Annotated in this window: 21 protein-coding genes and 4 pseudogenes; 7 read left to right on the top strand and 18 right to left on the bottom strand. The window is 65.8% G+C overall.

From position 1 onward, the window contains the following. Positions 1-48 precede the first annotated feature (48 nt). The 10 genes from ggt to yajC all read right to left on the bottom strand — a co-directional run bounded on the left by ggt (position 49) and on the right by yajC (position 8342). Positions 49-1860 (bottom strand): gamma-glutamyltransferase, encoded by a 1812-nt coding sequence (gene ggt / locus L1965_RS09365; protein WP_235756171.1) that lies wholly within the window; start codon positions 1858-1860, stop codon positions 49-51. Between the two features lie 227 nt (positions 1861-2087). Beyond that, a complete protein-coding gene (locus L1965_RS09360; RefSeq protein ID WP_235756170.1) occupies positions 2088-2630 on the bottom strand; it encodes a DsbE family thiol:disulfide interchange protein in 543 nt (180 codons plus the stop codon). Then, positions 2623-2766, bottom strand: coding sequence for a heme exporter protein CcmD (gene ccmD / locus L1965_RS09355; protein ID WP_235756169.1), 144 nt, complete (start codon positions 2764-2766; stop codon positions 2623-2625). Before ccmD ends, L1965_RS09360 begins: the two co-directional genes overlap by 8 nt. Further along, positions 2763-3488, bottom strand: a complete 726-nt coding sequence (locus L1965_RS09350; RefSeq protein WP_235756168.1) for a heme ABC transporter permease — start codon at positions 3486-3488, stop codon at positions 2763-2765. The genes ccmD and L1965_RS09350 overlap by 4 nt, the downstream gene beginning before the upstream one ends. Positions 3489-3529: 41 nt before the next feature. Beyond that, positions 3530-4186, bottom strand: coding sequence for a heme exporter protein CcmB (ccmB, locus tag L1965_RS09345; protein WP_235756167.1), 657 nt, complete (start codon positions 4184-4186; stop codon positions 3530-3532). Between the two features lie 163 nt (positions 4187-4349). Then, a complete protein-coding gene (gene ccmA / locus L1965_RS09340; protein ID WP_235756166.1) occupies positions 4350-4979 on the bottom strand; it encodes a heme ABC exporter ATP-binding protein CcmA in 630 nt (209 codons plus the stop codon). Further along, on the bottom strand, positions 4976-5329 hold the full coding sequence (locus tag L1965_RS09335) for an Mth938-like domain-containing protein (protein WP_235756165.1): 354 nt from the start codon (positions 5327-5329) through the stop codon (positions 4976-4978). Before L1965_RS09335 ends, ccmA begins: the two co-directional genes overlap by 4 nt. Continuing rightward, positions 5329-6309, bottom strand: coding sequence for a protein translocase subunit SecF (gene secF / locus L1965_RS09330; RefSeq protein ID WP_235756164.1), 981 nt, complete (start codon positions 6307-6309; stop codon positions 5329-5331). The genes L1965_RS09335 and secF overlap by 1 nt, the downstream gene beginning before the upstream one ends. Before the next feature lies 1 nt (position 6310). Next, complete coding sequence (secD, locus tag L1965_RS09325) at positions 6311-7975, bottom strand: protein translocase subunit SecD (protein ID WP_235756163.1); 1665 nt, start codon at positions 7973-7975, stop codon at positions 6311-6313. Positions 7976-8009: 34 nt separating this feature from the next. After that, positions 8010-8342: a preprotein translocase subunit YajC gene (gene yajC, locus L1965_RS09320; protein WP_235756162.1), complete on the bottom strand. Its 333-nt coding sequence runs from the start codon at positions 8340-8342 to the stop codon at positions 8010-8012. Positions 8343-8636: 294 nt separating this feature from the next. Here yajC and mazG point away from each other — a divergent pair, with 294 nt between their 5' ends. Continuing rightward, positions 8637-9476 (top strand): nucleoside triphosphate pyrophosphohydrolase, encoded by an 840-nt coding sequence (gene mazG / locus L1965_RS09315; protein WP_235756161.1) that lies wholly within the window; start codon positions 8637-8639, stop codon positions 9474-9476. A gap of 7 nt (positions 9477-9483) precedes the next feature. On the opposite strand, the gene L1965_RS09310 is transcribed toward mazG, so the two are convergent. Together L1965_RS09310 and dusA are read right to left on the bottom strand one after the other, a co-directional pair. Then, entirely contained in the window at positions 9484-10293 is an 810-nt protein-coding gene (locus L1965_RS09310) for a sulfite exporter TauE/SafE family protein (protein WP_235756160.1), read from the bottom strand. A gap of 49 nt (positions 10294-10342) precedes the next feature. Continuing rightward, entirely contained in the window at positions 10343-11320 is a 978-nt protein-coding gene (dusA, locus tag L1965_RS09305) for a tRNA dihydrouridine(20/20a) synthase DusA (RefSeq protein WP_277882956.1), read from the bottom strand. Positions 11321-11433: 113 nt separating this feature from the next. Here dusA and L1965_RS09300 point away from each other — a divergent pair, with 113 nt between their 5' ends. The 3 genes and pseudogenes from L1965_RS09300 to L1965_RS16240 all read left to right on the top strand — a co-directional run bounded on the left by L1965_RS09300 (position 11434) and on the right by L1965_RS16240 (position 13827). Next, positions 11434-12522 carry a site-specific integrase gene (locus tag L1965_RS09300; RefSeq protein ID WP_235756158.1) on the top strand — a complete coding sequence of 363 codons (1089 nt, stop codon included), beginning with the start codon at positions 11434-11436 and terminating at the stop codon, positions 12520-12522. 122 nt (positions 12523-12644) lie between these two features. Continuing rightward, positions 12645-13751: pseudogene (locus tag L1965_RS09295) on the top strand (DUF932 domain-containing protein); the annotation flags it as partial. Continuing rightward, positions 13726-13827 (top strand): AmiS/UreI family transporter, encoded by a 102-nt coding sequence (locus tag L1965_RS16240; protein WP_439332077.1) that lies wholly within the window; start codon positions 13726-13728, stop codon positions 13825-13827. The pseudogene L1965_RS09295 and the gene L1965_RS16240, both read left to right, overlap by 26 nt. Positions 13828-14258: 431 nt before the next feature. Here L1965_RS16240 and L1965_RS09290 read toward each other — a convergent pair whose 3' ends face one another. The 3 genes from L1965_RS09290 to L1965_RS09280 are packed head-to-tail and all read right to left on the bottom strand — an operon-like array spanning position 14259 to position 16296. After that, on the bottom strand, positions 14259-15047 hold the full coding sequence (locus tag L1965_RS09290) for a metal ABC transporter permease (RefSeq protein ID WP_235756157.1): 789 nt from the start codon (positions 15045-15047) through the stop codon (positions 14259-14261). Continuing rightward, entirely contained in the window at positions 15047-15811 is a 765-nt protein-coding gene (locus L1965_RS09285) for an ATP-binding cassette domain-containing protein (protein ID WP_235756156.1), read from the bottom strand. Before L1965_RS09285 ends, L1965_RS09290 begins: the two co-directional genes overlap by 1 nt. After that, a complete protein-coding gene (locus L1965_RS09280) occupies positions 15808-16296 on the bottom strand; it encodes a transcriptional repressor (protein ID WP_439332071.1) in 489 nt (162 codons plus the stop codon). The genes L1965_RS09285 and L1965_RS09280 overlap by 4 nt, the downstream gene beginning before the upstream one ends. An 86-nt stretch (positions 16297-16382) precedes the next feature. Here L1965_RS09280 and L1965_RS09275 point away from each other — a divergent pair, with 86 nt between their 5' ends. Continuing rightward, on the top strand, positions 16383-17384 hold the full coding sequence (locus L1965_RS09275) for a zinc ABC transporter substrate-binding protein (protein WP_235756432.1): 1002 nt from the start codon (positions 16383-16385) through the stop codon (positions 17382-17384). Positions 17385-17675: 291 nt separating this feature from the next. Here the strand turns inward: L1965_RS09275 and L1965_RS09270 are convergent, their stop codons facing one another. From L1965_RS09270 to L1965_RS09260, 3 genes and pseudogenes are all read right to left on the bottom strand, one after another. Continuing rightward, positions 17676-17849 carry a hypothetical protein gene (locus L1965_RS09270; protein ID WP_235756154.1) on the bottom strand — a complete coding sequence of 58 codons (174 nt, stop codon included), beginning with the start codon at positions 17847-17849 and terminating at the stop codon, positions 17676-17678. A 21-nt stretch (positions 17850-17870) separates the two neighbouring features. Further along, positions 17871-18215 (bottom strand): hypothetical protein, encoded by a 345-nt coding sequence (locus L1965_RS09265; protein WP_235756153.1) that lies wholly within the window; start codon positions 18213-18215, stop codon positions 17871-17873. 199 nt (positions 18216-18414) lie between these two features. Continuing rightward, a pseudogene (locus L1965_RS09260) lies at positions 18415-18993 on the bottom strand (VirB4 family type IV secretion/conjugal transfer ATPase); the annotation flags it as partial. A 45-nt stretch (positions 18994-19038) separates the two neighbouring features. Here L1965_RS09260 and L1965_RS16115 point away from each other — a divergent pair. Beyond that, positions 19039-19959, top strand: a pseudogene (locus L1965_RS16115) (DUF7146 domain-containing protein); the annotation flags it as partial. Between the two features lie 104 nt (positions 19960-20063). Then, positions 20064-20480: pseudogene (locus L1965_RS09250) on the top strand (transposase); the annotation flags it as partial.

Here is a 20480-nt window from a genome sequence, read left to right as displayed (position 1 = left end):
CGACGATTCCCTGGGGTCGGGGCGCGCGGGGTGGCGGCGGCCCCTGTCTCAGCCCCCCAGCGCGATCCCCTCGCGGCGCGGATCGGCGCCGCCGGACAGCCCTTCGGGCGTGATCGCGATCGCGTGCAGACCAGAGGTCAGCTCGGTCTCGCCCACCTCGAAGCCCAGATCGGCCAGGGCTTGCATCATGCCGGTGGCCGACGTTCCGGCCTCGACGTCCATCGTGCCGAAACGGTTGACGACATTCGGCAGCGCGACGGCCTGCTGCACGTCCAGCCCCCAGTCCAGATGACCGATGACGGCCTTCGCGACATAGCCGATGATCCGGCTGCCGCCGGGCGAGCCGATGACCAGCACCGGCTTGTCGTCCTTCATCACGATGCTGGGCGCCATCGACGATCTGGGCCGCTTGCCCGGCTCCAGCCGGTTGGCGATCGGATAACCTGCGTCGTCATGCGTCTCGAAGCTGAAATCGGTCAGCTCGTTGTTCAGCAGGAAGCCCTGCGTGAACAGGCGCGACCCGAAGCCGTTCTCGATCGTGGTCGTCATCGACAGCGCATTGCCCTGCGCATCCACGATCGAGATATGCGAGGTCGAGGGCAGTTCGATCGCGCTGTCCTGCCCCCACAGCATCGCATGGCTCCAGCCCGGAGAGCCCGCGCTGACCTCGGGCAAGGCGTCGTCGCCGGCCAGCAGCTTGCCGCGTTCGCTCAGATAGGCCGGGTCGACCAGGCCCTCGACCGGCACCGGCACATAGTCGCTGTCGGCCATGTAGCGGCCGCGATCCGCGAAGGCCAAACGCGACGCATCGCCGATGAGCCGCCAGCTTTCAGGATTTTCTGCGCCCAGCCCTGCCAGGTCATAGCCCGCCAGCATGCCAAGGATCTGCCCGACCGTCAGGGCTCCCGACGAGGGAGGGCCCATCCCGCAGATGTCGTGATCGCGATATTCGGCGCACACAGCCGGACGTTCGATCACGCGATAGCGGGCCAGATCCTCGGCCGACAGCAATCCGGGATTGCCCTCGGCATTGCGCACGGCGTCCACGATGCCCTCGGCGATCGCGCCGACATAGAATGCGCGGCTGCCCTCGGCGGCGATCCGGCGCAGGACATTCGCGTAATCGGGATTCTTCAGCCGGTCACCCGCCACGATGGCCGTGCCGCCGGGAAGGAAATAATCCCTGGTGGCGGGAAAGCGCCCCAGCCGCTCGCTGTCCTCCAGGACCTGCGATGCCAGCCGCGGCGAGACGGCGAAACCACCCTCGGCCAGCGCGATCGCCGGATCGAACAGGCGGCCCCAGTTGGTCTTGCCCCAGCGACGATGCGCGTCCTCCAGCAGCGCCGGCGTGCCGGGCGTTCCCACCGAGCGCCCGCCAACCACCGCATCATAGAAGGCCAGCGGCTCGCCATTCTCGTCCTGGAAATAGGTGGGCGTCGCGGCCAGCGGCGCCGTCTCGCGCGCGTCCAGCGTGGTCAGCTCACCGCTTGCGGCATCGTACCAGACCAAAAACGCGCCCCCTCCCAGCCCCGAGCTTTGCGGCTCGACCAGCCCAAGCACGGCCTGGACGGCGATCATGGCGTCGGCAGCGGACCCGCCGCGTTCCAGCACCGCGGCCCCCGCCTCGACGGCCAGCGGATTTGCCGCGGCAACCATCCAGTCCTGCGCGGTCACGGGCTTGCCCTCGTCCCGCGCAGCCAGCGCGTCGCGCGCCGCTTGGCCCAGCTCCGCGAACGCGTCCGCTTCGGTTTGCGGGGCCGCTGCCTCCGGCGCGACCGCATCGGCGGCCTGCTGCGCGGCGGCGGGCCATGCCCAGATGCTGCATAGAAGCAGCGCCCCTGTCAGGCTGTTCCGTGTCATCTTCGACCTCCCCTCATGTCATCGGATGAGGTCAGTCTGTCCCGCACAACCTTTTGGCGCAAGCCGGGACAGGTTCGGGGTGGGGATCGCCCGACGCATCGCGTCGGGCAGCGACCGGCCTCCCGGTCTTGCAGGGACAGGTCTGGATCGGCATTGGCAGCGGGCGCGACGCCGGGCGCTTCGCCTCCGCCGGCCGCGCAGCGCCGGCCATGATCGGTGGCGAAACCCTAGTCCTCTGCGACCATGGCCCGCTGAAGCTCTGGCAGGAACCGGTTGGTGTAGTCCTCTCGGACCAGAGGACCGGCAAAGCGGAACAGGATCGTCCCGTCACCGTCTATGATGAAGGTTTCGGGCGGGGCGGTCACGCCCCAGTCGATGGCTGCGCGCCCGCGCGGGTCGGTCGCCAGCGCGTGGAATGGATCGCCATCCTTGTTCAGGAAATCCAGCGCCTGCGACTCGGGGTCCTTGAGGTCGACGCCATAGACCGGCAAGCTCCTCGACAACTCCATCAGGGTCGGATGCTCGGCGCGGCAGGGCGGGCACCAGCTGGCCCAGAAATTGACCAGCTTCACCCCAGGCTCACGCAGCATCGCATCGGTCAGCTGGGTCTTGCCCGGCAGGGTGGTCACCGGCACCGGCGGTGCCGCCCGCCCGATCATGGCCGAGGGCAGCGAGTCGGGGTCCTCGCGACCCATCCCCCAAAGGAACAGGCCCGCGATCGCGGCGAAGGCCAGCGGCGGCACTGCCACCAGCGGCGAGATCCTAGCCATGTCGTTCCTGCCTCTCGAGGGCGCGGCGCGCGCGTGCATTGGCCGCGACGCTCTGCCAGACAAGGGCGACCAGCAACAGTGCCGAGACACCGTAAGCCGACAGCACCGTGCCCGCGTATTTCCCCAGTTCCATCATGCACGCATCTCCCTTGCCTGCAATGCGGCCAGCCGCCGCCTGCGGATCTCGGTCCGGGTCCGGATCAGCAAAAGTGCCAGGAACAGCAGGAAGAATCCCAGCATCGAAAGATAAAGCGGATAGCGATAGACGGCGCTCATCCGTTCCCCCGGCGCGACCGACAGCGAAGCCCCCTGATGCAGGCCCTGATTCCAGAACAGCACCGCATAGCGTGACAGCAACGCAAAGACGGATCCCACCAGACAGAGCACCCCGGTCAGGTCCGCCGCGCTGTCGGGGTCCTCGATCGCGGACCACAAGGCGATATAGCCGGCATAGAACAGGAACAGGATCAGGAAACTGGTCAGCCGCGGATCCCACTCCCACCAGGTCCCCCACATCGGCTGGCCCCAGATCGCCCCGGTGACGAGCGCGATCAACGTCATCACCGCACCAACGGGCGCCGCCGCCTTGGCCGCCAGGGCACTGACATGATGGCGGCGGATCAGCCAGATCAGCGAGGCGGCGAGCATCATCACCCAGATATTGATCGCCATCATCGCGGCCGGCACATGCAGGAAGACGATCTTGACCGTCGCGCCCTGCTTGTAATCCTCGGGTGTCAGAACGCCCCACGCGATGCCACCGGCCGTGCACAGGACGGCGCTGGCGACCACCCATGGCAACATTGCGCCGGAGACGCGCATGAACTTGACGGGGTTTGCGTATTCCCAGATGGACATATGTGTTCCCTAGCGGCGACGGCGGGCAGGCTCAAGTCACATCAGCGCAGGTTCACGCGCAGGGCGGCGGCGGCGGCGAACGGAACCAGCGCGACGACGCCGGCGGTGATGCCCGCCAGGAACAGGATCGGCGTGGCAGGATCGCCCCGTTCAGCGCCACGGCGGATGATCTCGGTCCCGAAGATCAGGGTGGGGATGTACAGTGGCAGAACCAGGAGCGACAAAAGCAACCCGCCGCGCCTGAGCCCCACCGTGATGGCCGCGCCAAACGCACCCAGCATCGACAGCGCCGGTGTCCCGATCAGCAGCGAGGCGACCAGCCACGGCATCGCCGAACCCGGAAGATGCAGCAGCACGCCGAACAGCGGCGCCGCGGCGACCAGCGGAAGGCCGGTGGTGATCCAGTGCGCCAGCGCCTTGACGGCGACCACACCCTCGAGGGGTATCGGGGCCGTGGCCAGCAGGTCCAGGCTGCCATCCTCATGATCCAGAGCAAATATCCGGTCGAGCGACAACAGGCAGGCAAGCAGCGCGCCGACCCACAGGATGCCCGGCGCGATCGGACGCAGCGCCGTGGTCGCGGGTCCGACCCCGAAAGGCACCAACGCGCAAAGGATCAGGAAAAAAGCCACGGCAAGACCGAAACCGCCCCCGGCGCGCGTAGCAAGCGACAGATCACGCTTCAGAAGGGAGAGCACGGCGGCATCCCCTGTCCTGCCGGCGCTGCGCTGCCGGCGATGGCACAGCGCCCGCTGGCACGCGGGCTGCCAGGCGACCGCCCTGCCTGGACCGCACGGGACCGGGATGCCGGGCGCTGCCCGACGCGTGGCGTCGGGCGTGCGGCGCATCCGGCCGGAGCACTCATGCGAAGGCCTCGTTGAAGCTGGCGGGGTCCGCGACGCCGCCCTCCACCGCGCGATAGGGCGTCAGGTCCAGCACCCGGGCCTCGGCCAGGCCCAGGTCGATATGGGTGGCCATCAGCGCCGCTCCGCCCGCCCCCAGATGCGCGCGGACCGCCGCCGCGAACCGCCCGACCGACACGTCGTCGAGCGACACGGTGGGCTCGTCCAGGACCCAGAGCGGCCGCCGCGTCACCAGCAGCCGCGCCAGACCCAGACGGCGTTTCTGGCCGGCCGAAAGCGCGGCGGCGGGCCGGTCGGCCAGAGATACGAGATCCATGGCTGCCAGCGCCGCGCCGATCTGTCCCCCGCCGAATATCTCGGCCCAGAACCGCAAGTTCTCGGTCACCGTCAGCGCGGCCTTCAACCCATCGGCGTGAGCGGCATAGGCGACGGCGTCGTCGGCCATGCTGATCCGCCCCGCGACCGGCAGCTGAAGGCCCGCGACGGTCCGCAGAAGCGTCGTCTTGCCGATGCCGTTCGGGCCGCGCAGGATCAGCGCCTCGCCCGCATCGAGCGCAAAGCTGACGCCTTCGACCGCCCTTGTCCCGCCGCGTGCGACGGACAGGTGATCGACGGCCAGAAGCCTCATACCGGCAGGAGCGCACAGGCGACGCGGCGTCCCTCGGACAGGGTCACGTTATACGTGCGCGCCGCGGTCGGCGATGCCATTGTCTCGACGGCGATGCCCACCTCTTGCAGGGCATCGACCAACGCACTGGGCGCATGGGCGATTTGCGGCCCCATGCCGAGAAACAGCACGTCGACACGCCCCGCCAGCGTCAGCAGCGTGGCGTGATCGTCCAGCCCGCCCCAGTCGCGTCCGCCGCCCTGGGTGACCAGCACCGCGCCGTGGAAAACCGTGCCACCGACCCGGAAAAAGCCGGGACCATAGCCGTCCACCGGCACGGCGCCATCGAATTGGGTCGGCTTCATCACCATCAGGGCGCCTCGGCGCCCGAAAAGGGCGAGCCATCATCGCTGCGATCCTTCTTGGACCAGTCCCGCTTGACGCCCAGCCACAGCACCACGTTCTTGGCGACGTAGATCGAGGAATAAGTGCCGATGACGATGCCGAAGGTGATCGCGAAGACGAAGCCGCGGATCACGTCGCCGCCCAGAACCAGCAGCGCGATCAGCGCCACCAGCGTCGTCCCCGAGGTCATGACCGTGCGCGACAGGGTCTCGTTCACCGACAGGTTCATCACCTCGCGCAACGCGCGTTTCTTGAACTTCATCAGGTTTTCCCGCAGCCGGTCGAACACCACCACGGTATCGTTGATCGAGTAACCCACGATGGTGAGCAGCGCGGCGATTGTGGTCAGATCGAAGCGGATCTGGAACAGCGCGAAGACCCCCATCGTGATCAGCACGTCATGCAGCAGCGACACGATGGCGCCCGCGGCGAACTGCCATTCGAATCGCAGCCAGATATAGATCGATATCGCAATCAGCGATGCCAGCACCGCATAGATCGCCGTCTGGATCAACTCGCCGGAAACCTTGGGCCCGACCGATTCGACAGACGGGAAGCTGACCGCCGGATCGACCGTCTTCAGCGCAGCCTCGACCGCGGCGACGGTTTCCGGAGTCACCGATTCGGCACCCTCCTGTGCACTGATCCGCACCTGCGCGACATGCTGATCCGCGCGGAAGCCCGGATCATAGACCTGGGTGATCGCAACCTCTCCAAGGCCAAGCGGCGAAAGCGCCTGACGATAGACCCCCACATCGACGGGCTGGGTCGATTCCGTGCGGATCGTGGTGCCGCCCCGGAAGTCGATACCGAAATTCAGCCCGTAGATCACCAGAACCACCACCGACAGGATCGCCATCGCCGACGAGATGCCGAAGGTGACGAACTGCCAGCGGAAGAAGTCGATCCTGGTATCCTGAGGAACCAGTTTCAGACGGAAAGCCATGTTACACCTCGATCTGGCGCGGACGGGCGCGTTCGAACCATGTGATGGTCATCAGCCGCGTGACGTAGAGCGCGGTAAAGACCGAAGTCACGATGCCGATGGTCAGCGTCACCGCGAAGCCCTTGACCGGACCCGAGCCGAGAACGAACAGGATCGCGGCGATGATCAGGGTGGTGATGTTGGCGTCGATGATGGCCGACATCGCCTTCTCGTAGCCAAGCTCGATCGCGCGGGCCGGCCCGCGCGCGGTTCGCAGCTCTTCGCGGATGCGCTCGAACACCAGCACGTTGGCATCGACCGCCATGCCGATCGTCAGCACGATCCCGGCAATGCCCGGCAGCGTCAGCGTGGCTCCGATCATCGACAGGACGCCAAAGATCATCCCCATGTTGACCGCCAGCGCCACCGCCGCGAACACGCCCAGCAACCCGTAGGACAGGACCATCAGCACGATCACCGCCACAAAGCCGACGGTGGCCGCAATCTGGCCCGCGTCGATGCTGTCCTGGCCCAGTTCGGGTCCGACGGTGCGTTCTTCAAGGAATGTCAGTTCCGCCGGCAGCGCGCCCGCCCGCAGCAGCACCGCAAGCCGGGTGGCTTCCTCGTAATCCATCGAACCCGAGATCTGGCCGGACCCGGTGGTGATCGCCTGCCGGATGACCGGTGCGGAGATCACCTGATTGTCCAGCACGATGGCGAAGGGCTGGCCGACATTGGCGCTGGTATAGGCACCGAACTTGCGCGCGCCGGTCGGGTTGAAGCGGAAATCGACGGACGGCATGCCGTTCTGGTCGGTCGAGGGCATCGCATCGGTCAGCTCCTCGCCGGTGACCACCGGGGTCTCGTCGATCGTGTAGAAAACGCCTTCCCGGTCCGACGCAGGCAAGACGATCTCGCCGATTCCGACGCGTGCATCGGGGTCGGACCCGGTGCCGATGACCGCGTTGAAGGTCAGCTTGGCGGTGGTGCCGATCAGCGCCTTGAGTTCCGCAGCCGAGCCGATCCCGGGAACCTGAATCAGGATCCGGTCCTCGCCCTGGCGCATGATGGTCGGCTCGCGCGTGCCAACCTCGTCCACGCGACGGCGGATGATCTCGAGACTTTGCTGGATCGTGCGGTCGTCGGTGAGGGATTTCTCGGCATCCGAAAGGCTGATGGTCAGGGCTTTGCCCTGCGCGTCGATCGCAAGGCTGGTCTGCCCGGCCCCGGTCAGCGTCGTCACAGGCTCGGAAAAGCCCCGCACGATCTCGACCGCGCGGGCAAGCTGCTCCGGAGTGCCGATCTCGATCTTCAGCGTGCCCTCGGGCGAGGCGACGCGACGCACCGCACCAATGGTGGCGCGTTCGTCGGCCAGGGCGCGCCGCAGCTCCGGCCACAGCGAATCCATGCGCGCCTTGTAGACCTGATCGACCTGAACCTCGCCCAGCAGATGCGCGCCTCCGCGCAGGTCCAGGCCCAGGTTGACCAGCCCGTTCGGCAGCCAGCCGGGCCAGCCGTCGCGCGCCTCGACAAGCTCGGGCGTCGTCACCCCGGTCTTTTCAATGGCGGCGACAGCGTCGTTATGCGCCTCGACCCGCTTGTAGAACAGGTTGGGCATGGCGTAGGCCAGCCCCAGAAGGCAGATCCCGATGATCAGGATGCGCTTCCATCGGTCGATCTGAAGCATCTGGCTTACGCCCCTTGTCTGGTTTCGTGGCGGCTCAGCCGTTGGCCGCGACTGGCTCGGTCTTGCTCAGGACCTGCGAGACGGTGCTGCGGACGATGCGGACCTTGACGCCCTGGGCGATCTCGACCTCCAGTTCGTCGTCGCGCACCGAGGTCACCTTGCCAAGAATGCCGCCCTGGGTGACGACCTGGTCGCCCTTCTTGAGAGCCTCGACCATGGCGCGATGCTGCTTGACCCGCTTCTGCTGCGGCCGGATCATCAGGAAATACATGATCGCGAAGATCAGGATCAGCGGGATGAACTGCGCGAAGGCGGCACCGGTACCGGCACCGCCAGAAGCCTGCGCAAAGGCGGGGGTTGCGAACATCAATCTTCCTTTCGGCTTGCGGGCCCGTGAAACCGGACCCTCGAATTGGCGCGCAACCTATCCGCGCCTTCGGCCCTTGGCAAGAAAGCGCGACCGCGGGCGGAACCATGCGCGTCAAAGTCATCGTGATCGCACCCGTCAGCGTTGCGCCGGCCACGCCGGTTCCATCATCGGCCGCGCGCTGTCCGGGGCAGATCCGGGCCAAGCGGCGGCGCGGTCCGGGATGGACCTGTGGACTTGCGCCGTCCGCTGTGGCAGTCGGGACGCTTCCGGACCCGCCAGTGGGGAACTGCAATGCCCGACACGAAGCCCGCGCAGCCCGATGACGCGCCGCGCGACCCCGCGACCGAAATCACCCGGCTGATCGGGATCATGGCCGCGCTGCGCGATCCGAAGACCGGCTGCCCCTGGGACATCGAACAGGATTTCGCCTCGATCGCGCCCTACACGATCGAAGAGGCGCACGAGGTCGAGGACGCGATCCAGCGCGAGGCCTGGGACGAGCTTCCGGGCGAGTTGGGCGACCTGCTGCTGCAGGTGGTGTTTCACGCCCAGATGGCTTCCGAGGCGCGGATCTTCGACTTTGCCGATTGCGCCGCCGCGATCTCGGACAAGCTGATCTTCCGCCATCCGCATGTCTTCGGCAACGAAAGCCGCGACAAGTCGGCCGAACAGCAGGTCAGGGACTGGGAGGCCATCAAGGCGCGCGAACGCGCCGGCAAGGCCGAACGCGGCACGCTGGACGGCGTGGCGCTGGGGCTGCCCGCGCTGACCCGTGCCGTCAAGCTGCAGAACCGCGCCGCCCGGGTCGGCTTCGACTGGCCCGGTCCGGCCGACGTGCTGTCCAAGATCACCGAGGAAACCGCGGAACTGATCGAGGCGCGCGACGAGCTGGGCCCCGAGGCGCAGGAGGAGGAGTTCGGCGATCTGATGTTCGTCATGGCCAATCTGGCGCGTCACCTGAAGATTGACCCCGAACTGGCCCTGCGCCGCGCCAATGCCAAGTTCACCCGCCGCTTTCAGGCCATAGAGGCCGCGCTGGCAGCCGAGGGCCGCCGCCCCGAGGACAGCAACCTGGCCGAGATGGACCGGCTGTGGGATCAGGCAAAGCGGGACGAAAAGGCCGGCAGCTAGGCAAGGTTCAGCCGGTCATGGCCTTTCGCAGCATGTTCAGGGCAACAAGAAAAAGGAAGATCGCGAAATAGCGCTTGAGTCGCGTCGCATCGGTGCGATGGGCCAGCGCCGCGCCCATCGGCGCCGTGACAAGCGTCATGCTGATGGTCACCAGAAACGCCGGCAGATTGACGGACCCGACGGTCCAGGGCGGCGCATTCGTCACCGGCAGCAGCAGGAAGGCCGCGACCGACGGTACCGCGATCAGCACACCGAAACCGGCCGCGGTCGCAACCGCATGATGGATCGGACGCCCGTGCAGGGTCATCAGCGGCACGCCGATGCTGCCGCCACCAATTCCCAGCAGGACCGAAAAGAACCCCACCAGCGGCGAGATCAGCGCCCTCCGCCAGCCCGTCGGCATCTGCTCGGCCAGCCGCCAATGGGGGCGCGATAGCGCCATGTAGCTGGCGATGACGATCACCAGCACCGCGAAGATCACCTGCAGCGTATCGGTCCGCAGAGCCCCGACCATCCGCACGCCGATCAGCGAGCCGACCCCGATCCCCAGCGCCCAGCCCTTCAGGATCGACCAGTCGACCGCGTGCTTGCGGTGATGCGCCAGAACCGACCGGATCGACGTCACGATGATGGTCGCCAGCGAGGTTGCCAGACAGATCTGCATGACGTCCGGGCCGCCATAGCCGGCCTGGATGAACACCAGCAGGAAGGCAGGGACCAGCACGATCCCGCCCCCCACGCCCAGCAGCCCTGCCAGGATTCCCGCGAAGGCGCCGGTGGCCAGAAGGGTCAGGCCGGGAAGGATCACGTCGTTCATGCGGAACGGATTAGCGCGGCTCCGCGATGTCCGCCAGCGCGAAACCGGATCACGCGGCCAACCGCGCGACCTGCGACAACGCCGCGTCATAGACCTCGATGCCCCCGGACGAGGCCCCCTCGGACAGGACACGCTTCCAGCCGCGCGCACCGGGCCGGCCGTGAAACAGGCCCAGCATGTGCCGCGTGACCTGATGCAGGCGCCCGCCCTGGCGAAGATGGGCCTCGATCCGCGGGCGCATGGCGCAGGCGACCTCTGCGGCGTCGGCAAAAGGCGGCGCCACGCCCCACAGCAGATCCGCGCCGCCAAGCAGATCCCACGGCTGGTGATACGCAGCGCGGCCCACCATGACCCCATCCATGATCCGCAGATGTTCGCGCGCCTCGGCCAGACTCCCGATGCCGCCATTGACCGACAGATGCATGTCCGGGAATTCGCGTTTCATGCGATGAACCAGGGGATAGTCCAGCGGCGGGATGAGCCGGTTTTCACGCGGGCTCAGCCCCTTGAGCCATGCCTTTCGGGCATGGATGGCGACGCGGCGCACCCCGGCCTCGCGCATCCGCGCAAGGAAGGCTGGCAGCGCATCGGCAGGTTCCTGATCGTCCACGCCGATGCGGCATTTGACCGTGACCTCGACCGGGCTGACCGCCATCATCGCCGAGACACAATCCGCGACCAGGTCGGGCTGCTTCATCAGGACGGCGCCAAAACATCCCGACTGAACGCGATCGCTGGGGCAGCCGACATTCAGATTGATCTCGTCATAGCCCCAATCCGCCGCAATCCGCGTGGCCTCCCGCAACTCGGCAGGATCCGACCCTCCAAGTTGCAGGGCGACCGGATGCTCGACGGCGTCGTAGTCCAGAAGGCGCCGACGATCACCGTGCAGGATCGCTGCAGAGGTAACCATCTCGGTGTAAAGCAGAGCCTGCCTGGACATCATCCGGTGCAGCACCCTGCAATGGCGATCCGTCCAGTCCATCATAGGGGCACAGGATAATCTAGAGTGTTGATTTATTTGCATTTTTTGTGTATCTTCAAACTGTTGGCGGCGGATGCTTCTACGCTGGAATACGCCCCGATATCCCCGAATTTGCCCCTCTACGACGACTCATTGCACACACAGCGCACACGAAAATGGCCTCCATCACCAAGCTCCCCTCCGGTGCCTACCGGGTCCAGATCAGACGAAAGGGCCGCTACGCCAGCGAGACGTTCCTCCGCCGCGACGACGCCCATCGTTGGGCCCGCCAGGCGGAGACCCGGGTCGATCAGGGGCTGGCGCCGAACAAGTCGTCCGTTTCCCGCCTCCAGACCTTTGGCGACCTCATCGACCTTCATATAACCGATATGTGCGAGGTAGGGAAACCGCCGCGTCGCAGCAAGGCCGCCACGCTCACGACGCTCAAGCGCGATCTCGGCAAGGAGAAGATCGGGCACCTGGACCGGCAGAAGCTGATCGACTACGGCAAGATGCGGGCGGAGCAAGGTGCGGGCCCGGTGACGCTCGGGATCGATATCGGGGTGATCAAGATGATCATTACCCACGTGGCAGCCGTGCACGGGCTCGACATTTCTCCGGAACCCGTCGATCTGGCACGCGTCGCGCTCAAGCGTCTCGGCCTCATCGGCAAGGGCACAGAGCGGGATCGTCGTCCCACCACGGACGAGTTGAACCGCCTCTTCCGTTGCTTCGATGACAACGAACGCCTGACCCTGCCGATGACGCGGATCGTGAAGTTCGCGGTGGCCACGGCGATGCGGCTCGATGAGATCTGCCGCGTTGCATGGACCGATCTCGACGTCGACCGCCGGATGCTCATGATCCGCGACAGGAAGGACCCGCGCAACAAGACCGGGAACGACCAGCGGATCCCGCTCTTCGCCGCCACGGGGTTCGACGCCTGGGCGCTGGTCACCGATCAGGCAAAGGAACTCGGGCACGCAAGGGGCCGGATCTTTCCCTACAACTCGAAATCGGTCGGAACGGCCTTCCGGCGCGCCTGCGTCGAGGTCAGCGTGAAGGACCTGCATTTCCACGATCTACGCCATGAGGGCACAAGTCGCCTGTTCGAGGCCGGCTTCGCCATTGAACAAGTCTCGCTGGTCACCGGCCACAAGGATTGGAAAATGCTGCGCCGGTACACGCATATCCGCCCGGAAACGCTGCACCGGCTCGCCGCGTCGCGCGCCCCTTCCCCGCTCGAGACCCGTGCAGCCGAGTGATCCGAGAGTCAGAGGGGTGCCGTCCCGGCCCGTGACGGGTTTGGAGGTCGAGAGAGAGGCTTTCGGCCGCCCGTCGCGGGAGAAAACCCACGAATACCGAGATTATCGCTGCCGGGCGTGACATCAGCGGCGGCTACAAGGTGGATGTGTCGCGCGGTGAGAATGTGGATCGCGTGTCGTCCGAGTGGTTTTCGCGGCCGGATGACGAGCGGTATCTGTCGCTCGACGATCTCTTGGCCTCGGTCAAGGGCCGGGCGGAGCGGAGCCGGACGCGCACGGTGGAGAGTGCGGCGATCCGGGTCGAGGCGCATCGGGACAACCCGGAGAAGCTGGGGCTGGTCCTGCCCGGTGCGGATGAACCCATCGCGCCGACGCATTGGTCCTTCGGTCAGCTCTCCAGCCTGGTCGGTGCACCGGCCGCCTATCTGCGGCAACTACCCGCACCGCTGGCGGGCATCAACCTGCAATACGGGCTGACCAACCACCGGGCCGAGCAGATCAAGACCATGGAGGTCGCCAATGGCCGCACGGAACTACGCGCCGTGACCGGCCCCGATTATGGCCGCATCTACGACCACGAACTGGTTTCCGCCGTGCAGCGCATCGCGGGCAATGGCACGGGCGACACGCGTTGGAAGGTGCCGGGCGTGCTCGACTGGTCGACTGGCATCTACAACCCGCGCGTGGGCGTGACGAAGGAGACGACGACGCTCTACGCCTCGGACCGCGACGTGTTCCTGTTCCTCGTCGACGATCTGAACCCGATCGAGGCGGGACTGCTGCCCGATGGCTCGCCCGACCTCTACTTTCGGGGATTTTATTGCTGGAATTCGGAGGTGGGTGCGAAGACGCTCGGCATCGCCAGCTTCTACCTGCGGGCGGTGTGCCAGAACCGGAACCTCTGGGGCGTCGAGGATTTCCAGGAGATCACCATCCGGCATTCGAAATACGCTGCCTCCCGTTTCGCCCACGAGGCTGCCCCGGCGCTCAGCCGCTTCGCCGAGTCCTCGCCCGCACCCTTCATCGACGGCATTCGCGCGGCGCGCGAGAAGATCGTTGCGCGGTCCGACGAGGACCGTCAGGACTTCCTGCGCAAACGCGGGTTCTCGAAGGCGGAGACGGGACGGATCGTCGAGAAGGTGCTGGCCGAGGAAGGCCGCCCGCCCGAGAGCGTGTTCGACTTCGTGCAGGGGATCACAGCGGTTGGGCAAACCAATTCTCAAGCAGACTGCCTGGGTCACGCTTCTGGCGGGTATCTTCACCGGCTGGCTCCCAGGCTGGCTTCTTCTCGATGGTCTCATGTGACGGAGGGCGCGATGCCGATCTACGATTTCAACTGCACCGATCACGGCGTATTCAGCGGCTGGGCCGACTACGAGGCCAGCCGGCAGGGCTTGGCCTGCCCGCATTGCGGCCGCGAGAGTCCGGCGCTTGTGGCGCTTCCCCAGATCAGCCGGCTGTCCAGCAGCCTGCGCCGGGCCGAATCGCGGGCGGAGACGACGTCGGCCGAGCCGAAGGTGCTGAAGCGCAAGCACCTGCCCAGTTGCGGCTGCAGACTGTGCAACCGCAAGGCACCCGCAACGTCACGGCGCTGGATGATCGGGACATGCTAGACGTCGATCACCGGAATCTGGTGGATCGAGGACTCACCACTTCGAAACCGCGAAACCGGGCGGAAATGTCAGGGTCAGGATGAAGGCAGCGGTCACGCTTCGTTGGGCAGGAGCATCCGCCCTTCAGGATCGCAAGCTTTGCAGAACGCTTGTGCCAAGAAACACGAGTGCCGCGACGCAGACGATCGATGGTCCCGCTGGCGTGTCGAGCGTATAGGCGGACTGCAAGCCGATTACGGCAGACGCACTGCCGATGATCGCTGCAGTCAAGGCCATCTGTTCGGGTGTGCGTGACAGAGGGCGGGCGGCAGCCGCGGGAATGATCAGCATGGCCGCGATGAGCAACACGCCGACCACCTTGATTGCGACCGCAACCGTGACGGCCAGCGCCAATGTCAGAACAAGCTGTTCGCGCTTTGGGTCGATCCCGCTGGCATAGGCCAGTTCCGAGCTGATGGTCGAGGTCAGCAGCGCCGACCAGCGCCAGCCGATCAGACCCACGACGAGCGCCGCGCCGCCCCAGATCACCGCCAGATCACCGCGTGACACGGCCAGGATATCTCCGAAGAGGTAGGCCATGAGATCAATGCGGATGCCAGACAGGAAAGAGACAGCGACCAGCCCGAAGGCGAGGGCGGAGTGCGCCAGCACCCCCAGAAGCGTATCCATCGCATAGCCGCGTCCGGTCAGCACCGTCACGGTCAGCGCCATCGCCAGCGCCACGGCCACCGCCCCTGCGAAGATGGATATCTGAAGCGCCAGTGACAGGGCCACGCCAAGAATGGCGGCATGGGCTGTGGCATCGCCGAAATAAGCCATGCGCCGCCAGACCACGAAACTGCCCAAGGGGGCCGCTGCAAGGGCCACGCCGACACCTGCCAGCGCGGCGCGTGTCATGAAATCATCCAGCATTACTCGGCGGCCTCGATCCGTTTGTCCTGTGGCGCATGGTCGTGCGTGCAGATTGCGTCATGTGTGTGGTCATGCTCGTGCCGATAAAGCGCAAGCGCGCCACCCGTACCGGTGCCAAAAAGCGCGCGGTATTCGGGAGCGGCGGAGACGATTTCGGGCGCGCCTTCGCAACAGACATGTCCGTTGAGGCAGATCACTCGATCCGAAGCCGCCATCACGACATGAAGCTCGTGGCTGATCATCAGGATGGCGCATCCGGTTTTTTGACGAACTTCCTCGATCTGAAGATAGAAGGCGGCAGAGCCGGGCTGGTCCAGCCCCTGTGTCGCCTCGTCGAGCAACAGCAGGTCCGGCTCGTTGATGAGCGCACGTGCCAAGAGGACCCGCTGGAACTGGCCGCCCGACAACGCGGACATCTGGCGCTGTGAAAGGCCGGGCACGCCAGCCCTCTCCAAAGCGGCCGCGCAGGCCGCGGGCGTGTTGCCGCCGGGAAGGCGGAGAAAACGTTCTACCGTGATCGGCAGGGTCGGATCCATGTGAAGTTTCTGCGGGACGTAACCGATGCGCAGCCCGGGTTTGCGCGTGATCTGCCCTGACTGCGGTCGTTCTGCGCCGATGAGCAGCTTCAGCAAGGTGGTCTTGCCGGAACCATTGGGTCCTACGACCGTCACGATCTCACCGGACTCAACGGCAAGGGACACGTCGCGCAAAACCGTGTTCGCGCCATAGCTGACGCTGATATTCTCTGCCGCGATCAGGCTCATGCGTCAGCCTTGTCCGCACAAGCAGGACAGATGCCCTCGGCTTCGACCACGGTCCGCTCTATCCTGAATCCCGTAGCGCGCGCTGCTTCTCCAATGGCTCCACGCGCTGGCGAAGATTGCGCCTCGGCCACCGAATCGCACAGTCGGCAGATCATGAACGCGGGGGAGTGATTGGCCCCGGGATGGGCGCAGGCGATGAAGGCGTTGAGGCGTTCGATCTTGTGCGCAAAGCCGTTGGCGACGAGGAATTCAAGCGCCCGGTAGGCCACGGGCGGTTGCGAACCGAATCCGGCATCGCGCAGCCTGTCGAGCATTTCATAGGCCCCAAGAGCGCGATGCTCTTGCAAGAGGATTTCCAGTGCTTTGCGGCGGACCGGCGTGAAACGCAGGCCTTCCGCCAGACAATGCGCCTCGGCGGCAGCGATGCCCACGCTGATGCAGGATCCATGATCGTGTTTCTCGAACCCGATCGGATCGCTCGGCATGATCTTTCCGGCCTGAGCGGCGCTTGTCATGTTATCTCATTTCCTGTACCCAAAACGTAACGTTATTTAATCACATGGAGCCAGGCATGTCCAGAAACCTCATTCCCCTGTCTGTTGCCGCAACCCTGTTCGGGGGCACGGCTTCGGCGGATGTACCAAACGTGGCTGCAGATATCGCGCCTTTGCATTCGCTGGTGGCGCGCGTGATGCAGGGTGTGGGAGAGCCATCCCTGATCGTCGCGCCTGGGGGAAGCCCGCATGAATACAGCCTTCGCCCATCAGAGGCGACCGCGTTGCAGGAGGCCGATCTGGTTTTTTGGGTCAGCCCCGAACTGACGCCTTGGCTGGAAGGCGCGATCGCGACACTGGCCAGCGACGCGACCGTCACGGAACTGCTGGACGTCGATGGAACGATGGGCATTCCGTTCCGGGAAGGTCCGCTGTTCGAAGCGCATGGCCACGGCAACGAAGACGATGGCGAACAGGACCACGAGGATCATGCGGAGGGCGATCAGCACGAGCATGACAACCACGAAGCGCATGCCGACGCTGATCGGCACGAAGGCCGCGACCATGGCGAACACGACCCGCATGCCTGGCTGTCGCCAGACAATGGCGCTGTCTGGCTGAACGCCATCGCGGCACAACTTTCCGCGGCCGATCCGGACAATGCTGGCGCTTACTTTGCCAATGCGGCGGCGGGACGGGAAGAGCTGGCCACGCTGAGTGCCGAGATCAACGGCATCCTAGAGCCCGTTCGGGGACGCAACTTCATCGTATTCCATGACGCGTATCACTACTTCGAGACAGCGTTCGACTTCCCCGCATCGGGCGCGATATCCGTGTCCGATGCCTCCGATCCCAGCCCGGCGCGCATCGCAGAGATCCAGGCGCGTGTGGCAGAGCAAGACGTGACATGCGTCTTGTCTGAACCGCAATTCGATCCCGGCATGGTCGCCGCGGTGATGGACGGGTCTGAAGCCAACACCGGCGTGCTTGATCCCTTGGGCTCCGACCTCGAGCCCGGTCCAGACCTCTATGGTAACGTCCTGCGCAACCTCGCCACGGCGCTGGCGGACTGCCTCTAGACCGTTTTGACCGCGTGCTGCCAAACGTCTCCGGTGGCACGCGGTACGCGCTCTGTCTTGTGTGATGTGGCCTCGCCGAGCAAAGGCGAGATTTGCGGCCTTGCGCGCTGACCACGTAAAGATCAGCCTCAATGATCGCCGCGATGGGCCAATGGATCACAAACCCGCGCCGGACCATGTCGAGGCCAAGGATCGTGATCCGGGTCGCCGGACCCGGACCAGCGGGATCATCACAAGGTATCTCGGTGACTGAGACGAGCGCATGGCTCCCAAGCTGCATCCGTTCGCGAATCATGCGCTTGAAGTATCCGCGCATTGCGCATCGCGCGCTCGTCCAGCGGATAGTTCCAGGCCGGGCCGGCCACGGTGAAGACCGCGCTGAGATGGGAGAGGTAAAGCGCCGTCGTCGAAATCGTCGAACATCGCGTCTTCCTGGTAGCCGATGATTTCAAAGGTCAGTTCCATGTTCGCCATTCTCAAAATGCCTCACGAATAGGCAATGTCCGAGCGGGGCATCGGGAAATCGCCCACCGGCGGGCAGGCAAAGGGTCCGGGGATCGTCGTCTCACCGCCGTAGCGCCGGCTTCCGGGGATGCGGGAGCGGCCCGTCGGGCTGTAATGCGGAGAGGTCTGCAATCGCTGGCGGATGAAGGTCTCGTTCACTCGGCCGTCCGGTGTGCGGTAGCCCGGAACCGTCTCCGGCCAGCCTCGGTCGATCGCCATCTGTTCTGCTACGATGCGCGCCTGGATTTCGCTTTCAAGACCGCGTGGGCCACTCCGTGTTTGCCGGTGTATCCAGTGTTGGGTTTCATGAAACAGGGTCTGGAGCATCTGCCTGTCGTTTAGGCTTTCATTGATCCGGATGATCCCGTGCCCGGTGGACGGATCAACGAAGAGATTGCCTCGAACCCGCGACGACAGATCCTCGTCTTGCTCCGTGCCGTCGTCGAGCCGCCACCGGTCGGACGCCGTCCTGAAGAAACGGATTTCGACATTGTCCTGGTCGATACGGTCCAGGATCGACGCTGTGTCGGAACTGCAACGCCATCAACGCTAGCAGGACTGATTTGCCTGCCCCGGTCGGGCCGACGATCAAGGTATGGCCGACATCGCCCACATGAGTCGAAAACCGGAACGGGGTCGTGCCGTCGGTTTCGGCCTGAAACAGCGGCGGGCCGTCGAGGTGGTCGTTCCGATCCGGCCCCGCCCAGACCGCCGAGATCGGGATCATATGGGCCAGGTTCAGCGTCGAGATGGGTGGCTGAGGGACATTAGCGTAGAGATGGCCGGGCAGGGAGCCGAGCCAGGCCTCAAGCGCGTTCAATGTTTCTGGGATGCAGGTGAAATCGCGTCCTTGCACGATTTTCTCTGCGGCCTTCAGCTTGGCCTCGGCGGCTGCTGCGTTCTCGTCCCAAACGGTAATCGTGGCGGTGACGTAAGCCGCGCCCGCCACATCGGCGCCGTGTTACTGCAGCGCCTCGTCTGCATCTGCCGCCTTGTTGGCCGCATCGCTGTCGAGCAGGGTCGAGGCTTCGTTGGTCATCACCTCCTTGAGGATCGCGGCCACCGACTTTCGCTTGGCGAACCACTGGCGGCGGATACGGGTGACATCCACATCCTGCCGCCCGATGCCGAAGAAATCACGCGCACCGGCATGCCCGGCTGCCCGACCACCCGCATGTCCGTCGCCCAACTGGCCGACATGCTGGAAGACCGCATCGCGGACCTGGCCCGCGAGTTGCTGGGCGAGCCGAACCGGGAGCTTTCCAGCGCGCAGACCCTGCGCTTCGGCACCAAGGGCAGCGTCGCCGTGGAAATCGACGGCGCGAACAAGGGCCGCTGGTATGACCACGAGCATGGCGCCGGGGGCGCGGGGCTGGAACTGATCGGCTATAGCCTCGGTCTGGACGACAAGGCCGCGTGGACCTGGGCGCGGTCGTGGCTGGGCGAACCCGACGCCGGTCCGTCCTGGACGGCAACGCCGCCCACCGCGCCCGCGCTTTCCGCCTCGGGCTCGGCCAGGCCCAAGGAGCCGACGCCCGAGGAACGCGCAGCGAAGGTTGCCGAGATCGTGCGCCGCACGGAGACCCTCGTCTCGACGCCGGTGCTCGCCTACCTGCGCCATCGCGGGATCACCGCCACGCCGCCGGACTGCATCCGCTACCGCCAGTATGCCTTCGGCAAGTTCGGCGCCATGGTCGCGCTCGCCACCGACGAGGCGGGCGAGGTGCTGGCGATCCAGCAGGTCTATCTGACGGCCGAGGGGCGGAAGGCCCCGGTCAAGGTTGTCAAGCGCACCAACAAGGCCGTCGATGGCTGGGCCGCGAAGGCCGCGGTGCGTCTCCCCGGCCGGGAACCGCTGATCCTCTGCGAGGGCGTCGAGACCGCGCTCTCGGTCTGGCAGGCGACGGGACAGGAGACCTGGGCCTGCCTCGGCATCTCGAACATCGGCCGCGCGCCGGTGCCCGAGAACGCCACGGTGATCATCGCCCGTGACGGCGACCTGCCCGGCAGCAAGGCCGAGGGTCAGATGGCCCGCGCCGCGAGCCAGCTCGCGCATCGCGGCATGACCGTGCTGATCGCCACCCCGCCCGAGGAGCAGGACTTCAACGATGTGCTGGTCCGCGAGGGCGAGGCGGCCGTGCGCGACCGCATCGAAGCCGCCGAACGCTTCAGCGCAGCTACTTTCCCGGCTTCCTCGAAGCCCGGAAGACCTCGGAGCAGGCGCTCGTCGCCGTCATCCAGGAAGCCTGGATCAGCGGAGTTTCCACCCGCCGCGTCGACGATTTGGTGCAGGCTATGGGGCTGAGCGGCATCTCGAAGAGCACGGTGTCAAAGCTGTGCAAGGATATCGATGAAAGGGTCGGCGAGTTCCTGAACCGCCCGCTGACCGGTGATTGGCCCTATGTCTGGCTGGACGCCACCTACCTGAAGCAGCGCCAGGGCGGGCGGATCGTCAGCGTCGCAGCCATAATCGCCGTTGCCGCTAACACAGAAGGCCGCCGCGAGATTATCGGCCTGGGGATCGGGCCATCGGAGGCTGAGACCTTCTGGACCGAGTTTCTGCGCTCGCTGAAGGCCCGAGGCCTCGATGGC

The sequence above is a fragment of the Paracoccus salsus genome, from assembly GCF_021556615.1.
Lineage (GTDB): Bacteria > Pseudomonadota > Alphaproteobacteria > Rhodobacterales > Rhodobacteraceae > Paracoccus > Paracoccus salsus.
This window is presented reverse-complemented; position numbering and strand designations above follow the sequence as displayed.

What these genes read in the sequence shown, in the direction of transcription:
- L1965_RS09310 (WP_235756160.1), bottom strand. Translation starts at nt 10,293, where the DNA reads ATGAACGACGTGATCCTTCCCGGCCTGACCCTTCTGGCCACCGGCGCC.
- yajC (WP_235756162.1), bottom strand. Translation starts at nt 8,342, where the DNA reads ATGTTCGCAACCCCCGCCTTTGCGCAGGCTTCTGGCGGTGCCGGTACC.
- ggt (WP_235756171.1), bottom strand. Translation starts at nt 1,860, where the DNA reads ATGACACGGAACAGCCTGACAGGGGCGCTGCTTCTATGCAGCATCTGG.
- L1965_RS09360 (WP_235756170.1), bottom strand. Translation starts at nt 2,630, where the DNA reads ATGGCTAGGATCTCGCCGCTGGTGGCAGTGCCGCCGCTGGCCTTCGCC.
- L1965_RS09350 (WP_235756168.1), bottom strand. Translation starts at nt 3,488, where the DNA reads ATGTCCATCTGGGAATACGCAAACCCCGTCAAGTTCATGCGCGTCTCC.
- L1965_RS09280 (WP_439332071.1), bottom strand. Translation starts at nt 16,296, where the DNA reads ATGCCGAGCGATCCGATCGGGTTCGAGAAACACGATCATGGATCCTGC.
- mazG (WP_235756161.1), top strand. Translation starts at nt 8,637, where the DNA reads ATGCCCGACACGAAGCCCGCGCAGCCCGATGACGCGCCGCGCGACCCC.
- ccmA (WP_235756166.1), bottom strand. Translation starts at nt 4,979, where the DNA reads ATGAGGCTTCTGGCCGTCGATCACCTGTCCGTCGCACGCGGCGGGACA.
- L1965_RS09270 (WP_235756154.1), bottom strand. Translation starts at nt 17,849, where the DNA reads ATGGAACTGACCTTTGAAATCATCGGCTACCAGGAAGACGCGATGTTC.
- dusA (WP_277882956.1), bottom strand. Translation starts at nt 11,320, where the DNA reads ATGCAAATAAATCAACACTCTAGATTATCCTGTGCCCCTATGATGGAC.
- L1965_RS09265 (WP_235756153.1), bottom strand. Translation starts at nt 18,215, where the DNA reads ATGCTCCAGACCCTGTTTCATGAAACCCAACACTGGATACACCGGCAA.
- L1965_RS09285 (WP_235756156.1), bottom strand. Translation starts at nt 15,811, where the DNA reads ATGAGCCTGATCGCGGCAGAGAATATCAGCGTCAGCTATGGCGCGAAC.
- L1965_RS09275 (WP_235756432.1), top strand. Translation starts at nt 16,383, where the DNA reads ATGTCCAGAAACCTCATTCCCCTGTCTGTTGCCGCAACCCTGTTCGGG.
- secF (WP_235756164.1), bottom strand. Translation starts at nt 6,309, where the DNA reads ATGGCTTTCCGTCTGAAACTGGTTCCTCAGGATACCAGGATCGACTTC.
- L1965_RS09300 (WP_235756158.1), top strand. Translation starts at nt 11,434, where the DNA reads ATGGCCTCCATCACCAAGCTCCCCTCCGGTGCCTACCGGGTCCAGATC.
- L1965_RS09335 (WP_235756165.1), bottom strand. Translation starts at nt 5,329, where the DNA reads ATGGTGATGAAGCCGACCCAATTCGATGGCGCCGTGCCGGTGGACGGC.
- secD (WP_235756163.1), bottom strand. Translation starts at nt 7,975, where the DNA reads ATGCTTCAGATCGACCGATGGAAGCGCATCCTGATCATCGGGATCTGC.
- L1965_RS09290 (WP_235756157.1), bottom strand. Translation starts at nt 15,047, where the DNA reads ATGCTGGATGATTTCATGACACGCGCCGCGCTGGCAGGTGTCGGCGTG.
- ccmD (WP_235756169.1), bottom strand. Translation starts at nt 2,766, where the DNA reads ATGATGGAACTGGGGAAATACGCGGGCACGGTGCTGTCGGCTTACGGT.